Source organism: Paraburkholderia bengalensis, from assembly GCF_037126505.1.
GTDB lineage: Bacteria > Pseudomonadota > Gammaproteobacteria > Burkholderiales > Burkholderiaceae > Paraburkholderia > Paraburkholderia bengalensis.
This window is the reverse complement of record NZ_JACFYJ010000002.1, coordinates 23,689-36,317: the sequence shown is the minus strand read 5'-3', so window position 1 is coordinate 36,317 and position 12,629 is coordinate 23,689. Positions and strand designations below refer to the sequence as shown.

Annotated in this window: 14 protein-coding genes and 1 pseudogene; 8 read left to right on the top strand and 7 right to left on the bottom strand. The window is 64.2% G+C overall.

All coding sequences use genetic code 11. The features are described from left to right. Positions 1–368 precede the first annotated feature (368 nt). Positions 369–1,385 carry a TIGR03571 family LLM class oxidoreductase gene (locus H3V53_RS01740; protein WP_336596434.1) on the bottom strand — a complete coding sequence of 339 codons (1,017 nt, stop codon included), beginning with the start codon at positions 1,383–1,385 and terminating at the stop codon, positions 369–371. A 278-nt stretch (positions 1,386–1,663) separates the two neighbouring features. Here H3V53_RS01740 and H3V53_RS01735 point away from each other — a divergent pair, with 278 nt between their 5' ends. The 4 genes from H3V53_RS01735 to H3V53_RS01720 are packed head-to-tail and all read left to right on the top strand — an operon-like array spanning position 1,664 to position 5,281. Further along, positions 1,664–1,978 (top strand): DUF485 domain-containing protein, encoded by a 315-nt coding sequence (locus H3V53_RS01735; protein WP_336596433.1) that lies wholly within the window; start codon positions 1,664–1,666, stop codon positions 1,976–1,978. Beyond that, on the top strand, positions 1,975–3,645 hold the full coding sequence (gene actP, locus H3V53_RS01730; protein WP_336596432.1) for a cation/acetate symporter ActP: 1,671 nt from the start codon (positions 1,975–1,977) through the stop codon (positions 3,643–3,645). The genes H3V53_RS01735 and actP overlap by 4 nt, the downstream gene beginning before the upstream one ends. Before the next feature lie 25 nt (positions 3,646–3,670). Further along, the gene (locus H3V53_RS01725) at positions 3,671–4,267 is read left to right on the top strand and encodes a cytochrome b (RefSeq protein ID WP_336596431.1); all 597 of its coding nucleotides are present in this window, start codon (positions 3,671–3,673) and stop codon (positions 4,265–4,267) included. Positions 4,268–4,270: 3 nt separating this feature from the next. Next, complete coding sequence (locus tag H3V53_RS01720; RefSeq protein ID WP_336596597.1) at positions 4,271–5,281, top strand: NAD(P)H-dependent flavin oxidoreductase; 1,011 nt, start codon at positions 4,271–4,273, stop codon at positions 5,279–5,281. A gap of 112 nt (positions 5,282–5,393) precedes the next feature. Here the strand turns inward: H3V53_RS01720 and H3V53_RS01715 are convergent, their stop codons facing one another. Next, positions 5,394–6,350 carry a LysR family transcriptional regulator gene (locus H3V53_RS01715; protein WP_336596430.1) on the bottom strand — a complete coding sequence of 319 codons (957 nt, stop codon included), beginning with the start codon at positions 6,348–6,350 and terminating at the stop codon, positions 5,394–5,396. Positions 6,351–6,506: 156 nt separating this feature from the next. Between H3V53_RS01715 and H3V53_RS01710 the strand changes: the two genes are divergently transcribed. Next, positions 6,507–6,893, top strand: coding sequence for a DUF2784 domain-containing protein (locus H3V53_RS01710; protein ID WP_336596596.1), 387 nt, complete (start codon positions 6,507–6,509; stop codon positions 6,891–6,893). Here the strand turns inward: H3V53_RS01710 and H3V53_RS01705 are convergent. Further along, positions 6,884–8,050, bottom strand: coding sequence for an MFS transporter (locus H3V53_RS01705; RefSeq protein ID WP_336596429.1), 1,167 nt, complete (start codon positions 8,048–8,050; stop codon positions 6,884–6,886). The two genes, H3V53_RS01710 and H3V53_RS01705, sit on opposite strands and share 10 nt — an antisense overlap. 130 nt (positions 8,051–8,180) lie before the next feature. On the opposite strand from H3V53_RS01705, the pseudogene H3V53_RS01700 reads away from it, so the two are divergent. From H3V53_RS01700 to H3V53_RS01690, 3 genes and pseudogenes are all read left to right on the top strand, one after another. Further along, positions 8,181–8,633: pseudogene (locus tag H3V53_RS01700) on the top strand (LysR family transcriptional regulator); the annotation flags it as partial. A 118-nt stretch (positions 8,634–8,751) separates the two neighbouring features. Continuing rightward, entirely contained in the window at positions 8,752–9,069 is a 318-nt protein-coding gene (locus tag H3V53_RS01695; RefSeq protein ID WP_419539394.1) for a LysR substrate-binding domain-containing protein, read from the top strand. Between the two features lie 177 nt (positions 9,070–9,246). Next, positions 9,247–10,224: a helix-turn-helix domain-containing protein gene (locus H3V53_RS01690; RefSeq protein ID WP_336596427.1), complete on the top strand. Its 978-nt coding sequence runs from the start codon at positions 9,247–9,249 to the stop codon at positions 10,222–10,224. A 23-nt stretch (positions 10,225–10,247) separates the two neighbouring features. Here H3V53_RS01690 and H3V53_RS01685 read toward each other — a convergent pair whose 3' ends face one another. The 4 genes from H3V53_RS01685 to H3V53_RS01670 all read right to left on the bottom strand — a co-directional run bounded on the left by H3V53_RS01685 (position 10,248) and on the right by H3V53_RS01670 (position 12,569). Beyond that, complete coding sequence (locus H3V53_RS01685; protein ID WP_336596426.1) at positions 10,248–11,045, bottom strand: SDR family NAD(P)-dependent oxidoreductase; 798 nt, start codon at positions 11,043–11,045, stop codon at positions 10,248–10,250. A gap of 43 nt (positions 11,046–11,088) precedes the next feature. Then, positions 11,089–11,445, bottom strand: a complete 357-nt coding sequence (locus H3V53_RS01680; protein ID WP_336596425.1) for a nuclear transport factor 2 family protein — start codon at positions 11,443–11,445, stop codon at positions 11,089–11,091. Between the two features lie 81 nt (positions 11,446–11,526). Continuing rightward, complete coding sequence (locus tag H3V53_RS01675; RefSeq protein ID WP_336596424.1) at positions 11,527–11,964, bottom strand: cupin domain-containing protein; 438 nt, start codon at positions 11,962–11,964, stop codon at positions 11,527–11,529. 143 nt (positions 11,965–12,107) lie between these two features. Next, the gene (locus H3V53_RS01670) at positions 12,108–12,569 is read right to left on the bottom strand and encodes a RidA family protein (protein WP_336596423.1); all 462 of its coding nucleotides are present in this window, start codon (positions 12,567–12,569) and stop codon (positions 12,108–12,110) included. Positions 12,570–12,629 lie beyond the last annotated feature (60 nt).

The following is a 12,629-nucleotide window of genomic DNA, read 5'->3' as shown; positions in this document are numbered from 1 at the left end:
GGCTTCTTCGGCCGGGTTGCGTACACCCGCTGGGGACAAACAGTTGTGAGCGCCGGGAACAAATATGGCCGCCGATTTGTTCTCCGCTGTTTGCGTCGACGCTTGCTCGTTACGCAAAAGCGATGCGCCGCCAACGAACGCCGCCCATCCATTCGCGGCGCGAAGTTCCGCGATGCGCGCGGCAAGCGATCGCCCGGACGACTCACGCGACACGCGCCGCGAAACCCGCATCGCACGACGCGCACGACGCGCACGTTCGGCGCGGCAAAGCGTCAATGCCCACGCAAAAAGCCGCACCGGACCAACCGGATGCGGCTTCATGCACGGGCGAAAAGGCGAAAGGGCGGAAACGGCGGAACCGTCGTGCGCTATTCGTTGGGCGGGAAATACGGCAACACGTCCCGATGAAGCTCATCGAGTATCTGCCGATAGTCGCGCGGCGTCACACGAGGGTTCAGCGCGACATGCGATACGCCAAGATCGCGCGCCTGATCGAGAAAGCCTCGCAGCGCGCGGCTGCCGATCGCCAGTCCGCCGCCGATGCGCCTGAACGGATAGTCGCGCTCGGGATGCAGGAACAGGAATCCGCCGAACGCGAGCGGCTTGGGCTCGTCCTCGCCGTTCGTCTGACGATTCGCTTGCCGCCATTCGTCGACGAACGAAGACAGCCGCGCCGGTTCGGGCACGAAGCCGAGATAGCCGTCCATCTGCGACGCGATCCAGTCGAGCGACTGCTGCGAGCGTCCGACGGCAATCGTCGGCACGCGGCCGAACAGCGGCTTCGGCAGCATCGTGAGCGAGCCGTCCGCGCGTCCGAAGCGCGGCGAATCGAAGTGCGGAAAGTTCTCTTCGCTCGCCTTGCGATACACCTCGTACGCATCGCGAAAGCGCTCGCCGCGGCTGTCGAAGTCGATGCCGAACGCGGGATATTCGGCCGGCCGGTCGCCCGACGACATGCCGATCACGATGCGTCCGTTTGTCAGCCGGTCCAGCGAGTTGACCTGCTTGGCGAGGATCAGCGGCTCGCGCATGGGCAATACGATGCCCGTCGTGCCGAGCGTGATGTGCTTCGTTGCCGTGGCGAGGTGCCCGATATAGATCAAGGGCTCGAAGATCTGGCCGGAATCGCCGTACTGCGGGTCGTAGAGCGGAATGTCGCGGGCCCATAACGCGGCGACGCCTGCCTGCTCTGCGCGCCGCGCCATCTGCAGATGGTTGGCCATGCTCGGATGAGGCGACGCCGCATGGGTTTCGAGCGGCAGGATCAGGCCGACGGTGAGCGCTTCGTGCCGGAACACGCGATCGTAGCCGCGATGATCCTGCCATTCGAATGGCGCGTGCGCCGCTTGCGCGGCAGAGTCGATAAAGGGAATTTGCATGTCCATGACGTGTCCTCCAGTTGACGCCAGACTAAGCATTTGCGTCGACGGGAAAAACACAGCGCGGCTAACAACACTTGATACACAGCGTCAATAGCGGCTGATGAACAGTAAAGCGGACAACAAAGCGACGTGAAAGAACCCGTCTCACTGACGATGATGATACGCATCACCAATCATCATTTTACTTGAACCATCGACGCTCCTATCGTTGGAAAAAACGGCAAGCGCGCATCGGGCAGCCCCCGACAGCCGCCTACTCCCAAACGAGACATGGAGACATCGTGGTCCAAACGACTGCACATCACAACGTCCGGTTGTCGCCGGCGTTCGCACAGCTCGTCGCCCGGCGGCGCAGCCTCGTCGTACGGCTGACGCTCGGCACGTTGCTGCCTTATTACGCTTTCGTGCTGGTGGCCGGCTTCGCGCCGAAGCTGCTGGCGCTGAAGCTCTTTCCCGGCAGCGTCATGACGATAGGTTGGCCGTTGGGCGTGCTGCTGATCGTCGGCACGTGGATTTTGACGGGCATTTATATCCGCCGCGCAAACGGAGAGTTCGACGCGCTGACGGCACGCATCCTGACGGGAGACGCGCAATGAAACGTCACGTCGAGTTTATGGGCTGCCTCTTTGCCGCAGGCGTCGCACAGCAGGCGACAGCCGCCGAAGTCATCGAAAAAGCACAGAAGCAGCCGCTCAATCTCACGGCCATCGCGATGTTCGTCGTGTTCGTCGTCGCGACGCTCGGCATCACCTACTGGTCCGCGTCGAAGACGAAGTCGATGAAGGACTTCTACAACGCAGGCGGCGGCATCACCGGCTTCCAGAACGGCCTCGCGCTCGCGGGCGACTACATGTCGGCGGCGGCGCTGCTCGGGCTGACCAGCATGATCTTCTTCAACGGCTATGACGGCATGCTGTACGCGGTGAGCTTCTTCGTCGCGTGGCCGCTGCTGATGTTCCTGTTCGCCGAGCGCATCCGGAACCTGGGGCAAGTCACGATCGCCGACATCGCATCGTTCCGGCTCGACCAGCAGCGCATACGCACGCTGATGGCGTTCGGCTCGCTGACGGTCGTGTGCTTTTATCTCGTCGTGCAGATGGTGGGAGCGGGGCAGCTGATCCAGCTTCTGTTCGGGCTGCAATACAACTACGCAGTGGTCGTGGTCGGCGTGCTGATGGCCGTGTATGTGACCTTCGGCGGCATGGTCGCGACGACGTGGGTGCAGATCATCAAGGCCGTGCTGATGCTGTTCGGCGCGAGCCTGCTGGCGATCCTCGCGCTGCGCCAGTTCGGCTATTCGATCGACGCGATGTTCGCCCAGGCCATTGCGACGCACAAGAGCGGCGCGGGCATCATGCTGCCGAGCAAGCTCGTCGCCGATCCGTTTGCGATGCTCTCGCTGTCGGTGGGGCTCGTGTTCGGCACCTCGGGCCTGCCGCACATCCTGATGCGCTTTTTCACGGTGCCCGATGCGAAAGCGGCGCGCAAATCGGTGTTCGTCGCGACGGGCTTCATCGGCTACTTCTTTCTGGTCGTGACGGTGCTCGGCACGGCCGCGATCGTGATCGTGGGCCGCAATCCGGCGTTCTACGAGGGCGGTGTGGCCGGCGGCAAGCTGATCGGCGGCGGCAACATGCCCGTCATGCATCTGGCGAAGGCGATGGGCGGCGACCTCGTGCTGGGCTTCCTGTCCGCCGTCGCGTTCGCCACGATTCTCGCCGTCGTCGCGGGGCTCACGATGGCGGGCACCTCCGCGATCTCGCACGATCTCTACGCGATGGTGCTCAAGCGCAATCAGGCCGATCACGCGAAGGAAAAGCGCGTGTCGCGTATCGCCTCCATTGCAATCGCAGGCGTGGCGATCGTGCTCGGCATCGTGTTCAAGGATCAGAACGTCGCGTTTCTGGTGGCGCTGACATTCAGCGTCGCCGCGTCCGTCAACTTCCCGATTCTCACGCTGGCCATCTACTGGAAAGGCCTGACGACACGCGGCGCGCTCATTGGCGGCATCGCGGGACTCGTCAGCGCGGTGGCACTCGTGCTGCTGTCGCCTGCCGTCTGGGTGAAGGTGCTCGGCCACGCGGCGCCCATCTTTCCGTATGACTATCCCGCCATCGTGTCGATGACGATTGCTTTCTTCTTCACCTGGCTCGGCTCGATCACGGACCGGGGCGCGCGAGCCGCAGGCGAGCGCGAACGATTCGACGAGCAGTTCGTGCGCGCGCAAACGGGCATCGGCTCGTCGCGCGCGGTCAGTCACTAGCCCTTTGCATCGATAGGAAATGAGAATGTCGAATTCGCACATGTCACCGCTTTCCAGCCATCCATCCGGCGCGCGGCGTTTTCAGCTGCGCGACAACGGGCTGGGCTTCTCGCGCATCACGATTGCGCTGCACTGGATCGTCGCGTTGCTGGTGTTGTCGATCATCGCCATCGAGATTGCGCGGTCGATTGCGCCCGGCGCGGAACTCACGCGCGTGCTGAACCTGCTCGGCGCGATTCTGTTTCCCGTCTCCGCGTACCGGTTCTGGGCGCGCGTCACGTCGTGGCATCCGCTGCCCGTCGGCACGCCGAATCCCGTCGAAGTGATCGTGAGCCGCTCGGTGGCGGCGGCGCTGGCCCTCGCGATGGTGCTGCTGCCCGTTGCCGCTTGGCTGGAGAAATCGGCTGCCGGCTTGCCAATCGAATTGCCGGGCGGCTGGTGCATCCCTGCCGTGCTGCCGACGAGTCCGCAGGCCGCGCATGTCTTTGACGTGCTCTTCAGGATCGGCGCGACGCCGTTTCTGCTTGGCCTCGCACTGCATATCTTCGGTGCCTGCAAGAACCATTTCGTATTGAAGAACGATGCGTTGAAACGCATGCTGGGAAAACGCGTGGAGCTCTGAATGATGAATACAACAACCCGTTATGAGTTTGGTGGAAACGCCGTCACGCAGCTTTGCGGCGTTCAATATCCGATTTTCCTCGCCGGCATGGCGGCCATTTCGGGACCGACGCTGGTCGCCGCCGTCGCCAACGCGGGCGGCATGGGAACGATCGGCGGATTGCGCCTGCCGCCGCTCGCGCTGCGTCGATGGATCAGGGAGACGAAAGCGCTCACGGACAAGCCGTTCGGCGTGAATCTCGTGCCGTCGTTCGGTGGACCAGAGGTATTCGAGGCGCAGTTTCAGGTGGTGTTGCAGGAAAAGCCGAAAATGCTGTCGCTTTTCTACGCAGAGAACTATCCGCACATGATCGAGCGCGCCAAGCAAGCGGGCATGCTGGTGATGGTTCAGGTCGGATCCGTCGAGCTGGCGCGCAAGGCCATCGCGCAAGGCGCCGACATCATCACGGCGCAAGGCAGCGAAAGCGGCGGTCATCTGAATCGCGGCACCATCGGGCTGCTTTCGCTGCTGCCTTCGCTGATCCAGGTCGCGCAAGGGCGGCCCGTGCTTGCCGCAGGCGGCATCACGAATCGCGACGACGTTCGCACCGTGATGAGCATGGGCGCAGCGGGCGTGCTGGTCGGCACGGCGTTCGTCGCATGCGAAGAGTCGAACGCGCATCCGCTTTACAAGCAGAAAATCGTCGATGCAACCGTCGACGACACCGAGTACAGAACGGGTTATTCGTTCGGCTGGAAATACGGCACCCCGCATCGCGTGATGCCGAACCGCGACAAATGGAACCTGTTGCGCTTCATCGGCGGCGGCGCGCGCGCAATCGACAAGCCGCGAATGGCGCAGAAACTGTCGCTGTACGCGGGTCAGGGCGTCGGCAAGATCGATCGCGTGATATCGGCCGCCGAACGCGTGGAAGAACTCGCGAAGGGACTCGCCGACGAACGCGTACACGAACACGAAAGCCCTCAGGCGCAGTCGTCTGAGCGGATCACGCCCATGCAACTGCGCTTTGCGTGACGTCGGATACGTAACTTGAAAGACGGCCGTGTGTGAATCGGCGCGTTCTCAGCGCGCCGCTTCACGCACGGCTTTTTTGATGGCGCGCGGCGCACCGCGCGCGTGAATGCGGTCAGTGAACCTGCGCCGTATCGACGCAAGCCTGCGTGGCATGCAGCATGTCGCCGTCGACAGGCGACGGCGCGACGGCTTCGTCGATGGCGAACTGCTCGTGCGACAGATCAAGCAACGCGGTCAACGCGGGCGTGACGAGCGTGTCCTTGTTGCGGATGAACACGGTCTTGACCTGAGCGAACTCCAGCGGCAGCTCGTGGCAATGCACGGCGGGCCGCGTGCCGTGTCCGTCCACCACGGAGCGCGGCAACAACGTGACGCCCATGCCCGCCGCGACGCACGACATGATGCCATCCAGCGTGCCAAGCTCCATCACCTGGCCTGGAATGATGCCTGCCTGATAGAACCAGTGTTCGAGCGTCGAGCGATAGAAGCAGCCGGTCCTGAACGCGAGCACGGTGAGTCCCGACATCTGGTTGGCGAGCGCGGCAAGCGACGCAAAATCCCGCCCGCTCACGAGGACCAGTTCTTCGCGGAAAATTTCTTCCTGATGCAGCGTCGCACTCTGATGAAAGCCGCCGACGAACGCGCCATCGAGCCGATGGCATTCGACGGCCTTGATCAGTTCGTTCGTCGTGCCCGTCATCAACGATAGCTGCACCTGCGGAAACCGTTCGTGGTATCTCGCGAGCACTTTCGGCAGTCGGATAGCCGCCGTCGTTTCCATCGAGCCGAGTCGCAGCAGTCCTCTCGGCGACGCGTTATCGAGCAGCGCATTGCGGCTTTCGTCCGTCAGTTGCAGGATGCGCTGCGCGTAGCCCAGAAAGACCTGTCCGGCCGAAGTGAGCACGACGCCGTTTTTCTGCCGGATGAATAGCTGCTGGCTCAGTTCGGTTTCGAGCTCTTTGATGCGCATGGTCACGTTCGACTGAACGTTGTGGATTTTTTCGGCCGCCGCCGTGAAGCTGCCGTTTTCAGCCACTGCACAAAACATCTTCAGGTGCCGCAATTCCATCGTGCGCCTCGCCGGATCACTTCGGATGATGACGGTTCAGGCTAGCACAGCACAGCCGATGATGAACGCGCGCGGCGGGACATAAAGACTCGCATCGTTGCATCGTTGGAAAAGTGCTCGGCGAGCATCGGGGAAGCGCGGCGTACCATGGGCGGCATGATCTGGCTAGCCAATGCCGTGCTCGTGTTGCACGCGCTGATTGTCGTCTTTATCGTCGGCGGATTGATCGCCATCTGGATCGGCGCCGCGCTGCGGCAAGAATGGGCGCGTCACCGCGGGTTTCGGGTGCTGCATCTTGCCGCCATCGGCATCGTCGCGATTCTCGCGGCGCTCGATGTGCCGTGCCCGCTCACCGTGCTCGAAGACCGGCTGCGCACGGGGGCCGCCGGCCAGCAGGGCTTCGTGCAGCACTGGGTGAGCGCCTGGCTCTATTACGATTTGCCGGGCTGGGTGTTCGCGGTGGCCTATGTCGCGTTTCTGCTCGTCGTCGCGTTGACGTGGCGTCGCGTTCCGCCGCGCCCGAAGTCGCGCGGTCAGTCCTGAAGCGCGTGAGCGGCGGCTTGCGGCCGCAACTGCAGCGCCATCGACAGGCCGCCGAGCGCGAGGCCCACCGCGCACACGCCCGGCCATTGCCATACGCTCCACGCCCACACGCCCAGCGACGAGCCGAGTGCGCCGCCAGCAAAGCGGATCGTCATGTAAAGCGTATTGACGCGGCTCATCGCATCGCGCCTGACGCGCATGTTGCGCGCCATGTTCGCAACGTGCGCGCTCTGCAAACCCAGATCCAGCACGATCACGCCCGCCACCAGCCCTGCGATGGTCGAGCCCGCGAGCGCAAGAATCCCGAACGCGGCGACGAAGATGGCGCTGCTCGCCAGCACGACGACATGCGGATTGCGTGTATCGATCAGCTTGCCTGCGCCCGTCGACGCGAGCGCGCCCACCACGCCGACCAGCCCGAACAGACCCGCCACCTCGCTTCCGTAGTGCGCATCCATGCTGCGCAGATGGAACGCCAGCGTGACCCAGAAGGCGCTGAACGCGGCGAACTGAAGCGCAGCAACCGCCGAGGTCTGACGCACGAGCGGCTCGCCGCGCAGGAGCGTCCACAGCGAGCCCATCAGGCGCGCGTAGCTGCCGGTGTAGCTGGGCTGCACGCGCGGCAGCGCGCGCGACAGCACAGCCGCTGTGACGAGCATCGCCGCCGCTGCGAACCAGTAGACGGCACGCCACCCGAAGTGCGCGGCGACCGAGCCGGAGATCGAGCGCGAGACGAGAATGCCGCCCAGCAGGCCGAACATCACGATGCCGACGGCCTCGCCGCGTTGCTGCGGCCCGGCCAGTTGCGCGGCGAACGGCGTCAGCAATTGCGGCGCGACGCTGGCAAGGCCCGTCGCGAAGCTGGCCGCGATGAGCCAGCCGAGCGTCGGCGACAGCGCGACCCCAGCGAGCGCCACGCTGGCGACGCACAGCAACACGCGCAGCATCGAACGGCGCTCCAGCTTGTCGCCAAGCGGGACGAACAGCAGAAGACCCAGCGCGTAGCCCGTCTGCGCCGCCACCGACACATTTCCCGCCTGCCGTTCGCTGGTGTGAAAAGCCAGCGCGAAGTCGGCTAGCAGCGGCTGGTTGTAGTAGTTGTTCGCCACCACGACGCCCGCGGCGCCTGCCATCAGCCAGTAGATCGAACGTTTCATCCCGGTGTGCCTCCAGCGTCTCGCGCGGCGCGCTTTTGCCGTCCCATGCGGCAACTGTAGACTATTCCGGAAAGCGCCGGTATTCCAGCGAGCCGGCATGCACCCTTGCTAAATCCGGAAGGATTGAATCATGGATCGTTTGGATGCAATGAGCGTCTACGTGCGCGTCGTGGAGGCGGGAAGCCTGTCCGCCGCCGCGCGCGCGATTCCGATGTCGCTGACGTCGGTCAGCCGGCATATCTCGGCGCTCGAAGCGCAGTTCGGCGCGCAGTTGCTTCGCCGCACCACGCGCAATCTCGCGATGACGGACGAAGGCCGCATCCTGTACGACCGGGCCAAGGCGATTCTCGGCGAGGTGGACGAGCTTGGCAGCGCGTTGTCGGCGGGGCGCGGCAAGCTGTCGGGGCGGCTGCGGATCGGCGCGCCGGCTCTGCTCGGGCGGCTCGTGATCGCGCCGATGCTGCCGCGCTTTCTGGCGCAGCATCGGGATCTCGCCGTCGATCTGCTGCTGGTCGACCGGGTCGTCAATCTCGTCGAGGAAGGGCTTCACGTTGCCGTGCGCGTCGGACGTCTGCCCGATTCGAGCCTCGTCGCGCGCAAGCTCGACGACATCCAGATGGTGCTGTGCGCCGCGCCCCCCCTATCTGGCGCGAAGCGGCACGCCGCGCACACCCGACGACCTGCGCGCGCACGCTTGCCTCGTGTTCTCGGACGCGCCGGGGCCCGTCGACTGGCGCTTCGAGGTGGGCGCGACGCGCACGCGCGTCAGCGTGACGGGCCGCCTCTGGATGAACAGCCTCGACGCGCTCGTGACGGCGGCGCTCGACGGTGCGGGCATCGTGCGCGCGCCCGCGTGGCAGGTCGCGGCGCACATTGCTGCCGGGCGCCTCGTGCCCGTGCTCGGGGAGTACGCGCCGCCCGCGACGCCCGTTCATGTGATGTTCGAGCGCGCCAAGCTCTCTTCGCCGAAGATCCGGACTTTCGTCGATTATCTTGCCGGGCAATGGGGCCGGGCTTAGTGATCGACTGTCTGCGCGCCGAAATGCCAAGGCGCGAGCGCGCCCCGTTAGAGCAGCACCGCGCCAGGGAACGTCCGGATGCTGAGGGCCGGGTTTCACGGTACCGTGAGCGTTCACGCGTGCACGCACCCAGGGTTCGGCTTGCGCGCTCGCGGCGATGGACACAGGAGACTGGACGTGAAGACGCCGTCGATCGAATGGTCATCATCCGATGTGCCGCCAGCGGATCGCACCGATGCGTGGCAATCCGTGCTCAGCAGCAGTTATCGCGAGTGGCAGGTGCCTCGCAGGCTTCCCGCCACCTTCTATGCCCACGTGAAGCAGCACGACTTTGCCGGCACGGGCATCGTCGAGACGGTTTGCGATCCGTGCTCGGGGCAGCGCACGCGCGGCCAGGTGCGTCACGACGATGAACTGTACGTCGGCGTTCAACTGACGACAGGCGGCCGCGAGCGCTTCAGGATCGGCGATTCGGGCGTCGAAGTCGCATCGGGCGACGTGGTGGTGTGGACCACGGATCAGGTCGTCGAGTTCGAAGTGCTCGAGCGGCTGCACAAGGTCACGCTGATGATTCCGTGGTCGTTGATGCGCGAGCGTCTGCCGGAGCGCAAACTGCCGCCCAGAGGCGGAAAAATCGAAAGCCGGACGGGCGTCGGCTCGCTGCTTGCCGTGCATCTGCTCGCGCTGTCGAACGAAATCGCATCGCTCGACGACAGCGTTCAGGGCTCGGTGAGCCGGTCGACGCTGGAGTTGCTGGGCATCGCGTTGTCGGGGCAGCAACCCTCCGCGCACTTCGACGCGAGCGCGGCCATGCTGCGGCGCGTGCAGGACTACATCCTGCAGCATCTGCACGAGGAAGACCTCAATCCGACGCGCATCGCCGAAGCCAACCGCATTTCGCTGCGCTATCTGCACATGCTGTTTCAACGTAGCGACATGACGGTGTCGGGGTGGATGCTCGACCGGCGCCTGCACGCATGCAAAGAGGCGCTGACGAACCCGGCCTTCAACCGCCAGCGCATTTCGGAGATCGCGTTCCGCTACGGCTTCAACTCGTCGAGCCACTTCAGCCGGGCATTCAAGGAAAAGTACGGCGTTTCGCCGGGCGATATTCGCCGGACGCTGTCCATTGGCGCGTCCGGCGTGTCTCTCTGAAGTTGCGCGGCAGCGCGCCCGGATCAGACGGAGAACCGGCAGAGCGTCTCGCCGCCGTCGATGCGAACGAGATCGCCGTGAATGTAGCTCGACTCATCCGATGCGAGAAATACAGCCAGATTCGCGATGTCCTCCACTTCGCCCCAACGCTTGAGCGGGATGGCGTCAGTGAAGGCCTTGTCGAAGTCCTTGTCGTCGAACAGCGCGCGCGTCAATGACGTCTTTGCGTAGGTCGGGCAGATGCCGTTCACCCTGATCTTGTCGCGGCCGTATTCGATGGCGAGGCAGCGCGTCAGGTTCGCGGCCGCGCCTTTCGACACGTTGTACACGGACTGCTTGGGATGTCCCTGCAAGCCCGCCGTCGATACGATGTTGACGATGTTCCCGCCGCGTCCCTGTTGCAGGAACACCTTGATGGCTTCCTGGCAGCCGAACCACGTGCCTTTCACATTGACGTCGAAGCATGCGTCGAGGTCGTCGACGGAAAACTCGTGCGCGAGCTTGCCGGCGCGATAGATGCCCGCGTTGTTGACCATCACGTCGAGGCCGCCATACTGCCGGACGGCTACCTTCACCAGCTGCGCGACCTGCTCCTGCTTCGTGACATCGCAGGCGACGTACGACGCTTTTCCGCCTGCTTCCCTGATGGCATCGACGGTGGTCAGGCGGGCGTTAGCCTCGAAGCCGCCCTGATTGGGCGCTTCGTGAATGTCGCTGACGATCACACTCGCGCCTTCTGCCGCATACGCGAGCGCGATGCCGCGGCCGAAGCCGGAGCTCGCGCCCGTGACGACGGCGATCTTTCCCTTGAGCCTGCTCATGTACTTCTCCTCATAGAAAGTACTGCGTTGCAGACGTAACGGCTCAGGCCGCAAACGACGTGAAAGTCTGGACGGCAATCTTGCCGTCCTTGACGTACAGCGTGTCCGTCGCAAGCGTGACGAAGGGCTTGGCTTCCCAGGCGAGATAGGCGATCTCGCCCGCAGTCGACATGCTGTTGATCTTGAACGCGGACCAGAATTCGGGTGCCGCGCCGTCGAGAAAAGTCCTGAAAAAACCGGCAATTTCAGCGCGGCCGCGAAAGGTCTGGTCCGGCGTGATGACGGTGGACTGCTCGTCGTAATCCTTGAGAATCTCGTCGAGACCGGCGGCGAAGGCGCCGAGGTGATGATCGAGAACCTGCTTGGTTGCCGACGCGCTGTGTTCGGAAGAGGGTGACATGGCGGTTTCCTGTCGAAAGCAGACTGACGGACGCCGGCGGCCTGGCGGTCGCCGGCACGAGACGAAAGCGCGCGCGACAGCTCAGGCTGCGTACGCGCGTTGCGCGTCGTCCCAGGTCACGACCACGATGGGCGTGCCGTCTTCCTTGATGAATTCCAGCGGCCCCAGAAACGTCATGTAGAACTCGCTGTCGACGGGAAAATAGGTCTTGTCATGGCGCGCGTTGGCCGACTCGTAGCCGTACGCGGGCGCGACCACCGTATCGCCGCCATGCTCGGCGCCGCCGCGCACGTCCATGCGTCCTTTCGTCAGCAGATATTCGCCCGGCCCGACGTGAAAATGCGCATTGAAGGAGGAACCGGCGGGGCATTCGAAGATGGCCGTCCATGCGCCCATTTCCGGCGACGCATGCAGCATCTTCCAGCGGATGCCGCCTTGCGACAGCGCGTCGGGAAACGCCTTCCACGGAATTGCGTCGATCTGCACCGCCTCTTCGCGGACTTTCGGCTTGATTTCCATCGTCGTCTCCTGAATACGCTGAACGATGGTGCGTGTTCAGCGGGTTTGTGGGTGAGACAACGATATCCCGGGGCGGGAAAGACAGTTTGCACCTCAGCGCAACGCGTATTGCCTGCCAGTGCACGACGCGCCGCGAACGTCGTTCAGTCCCTGACGGCGATGATGGCTTCGATCTCGACGGTGATGTTGTTCGGCAGCGATCCCACGCCGACGGCCGAACGCGAGTGCCGGCCGGCGTCGCCGAATACCTCGACGAAAAGGTCCGAGCAGCCGTTGATGACGCGCGGATGCTCGGCGAACTCCGCCGTCGCGTTGACCATGCCGAGCAGCTTCACCACGCGGCGCACGCGCTGCAGATCGCCGAGTTCCGCCTGCAGCACCGCAAGCAGGTTCAGCCCGACGAGCCGCGCGTGCCGGTAGGCTTCGTCGGCGGTCACGGTCGCGCCGACTTTGCCCGTCATCAGCTTGCCGCGTTCGTCGAGCGGGCCTTGGCCGGACAGAAACAGCAGATCGCCCTCGCGCGTGCAGTGCATGAAATTGCCGATCGGGGTCGGCACCTTGGGAAGCGTCAGGCCGCGCGCGCGCAGCCGCTCATAACAGTTCATCGGCAACTCGAAAGCGAAGTTCTTGAGTGCGTATACGCAGCGGGGTGTGCACTGTGGGAT